Origin of the sequence: Vibrio sp. OPT41, from assembly GCF_015163595.1 — a bacterium.
GTDB classification, from domain to species: Bacteria; Pseudomonadota; Gammaproteobacteria; order Enterobacterales; family Vibrionaceae; genus Vibrio; species Vibrio alginolyticus.
The window spans coordinates 1-303 of sequence record NZ_JADDYH010000047.1 but is presented as its reverse complement, the minus strand read 5'-3'; the positions used below and the strand labels follow the sequence as shown (position 1 = coordinate 303).

Annotated in this window: 1 protein-coding gene; it reads right to left on the bottom strand. The window is 39.9% G+C overall.

All coding sequences use genetic code 11. The features are described 5' to 3' along the window. Positions 1-6: 6 nt before the first annotated feature. Positions 7-303 (bottom strand): integrase core domain-containing protein (locus IQP38_RS27060; RefSeq protein WP_193837855.1); only part of this gene is annotated, 297 nt, incomplete at its 5' end.

Here is a 303-nt window from a genome sequence, read left to right as displayed (position 1 = left end):
TTTTAACTAAAACGCTCGATGTACTTCATCGGGCGTTTTGTATTTTAAAGCCGTATGAGGCCTCATTTGATTATAGATATCTACGGACTCTGCTACCATCGTCCTTGCTTCTTTCAGATCTTTCGGTTTCTTCAGCAAGAGCTCCATTTTGAGTATCCCATTTACACGCTCAGCTAAAGCATTCTGATAACAGTCATTCCCGTCTGTCATTGAGCAAGTCACTCTATGTTTCTTATGGATATCTTGATATTCCTTCGAACAGTATTGTGAGCCTCTATCTGAGTGGTGTATTAGCTTTTCTTC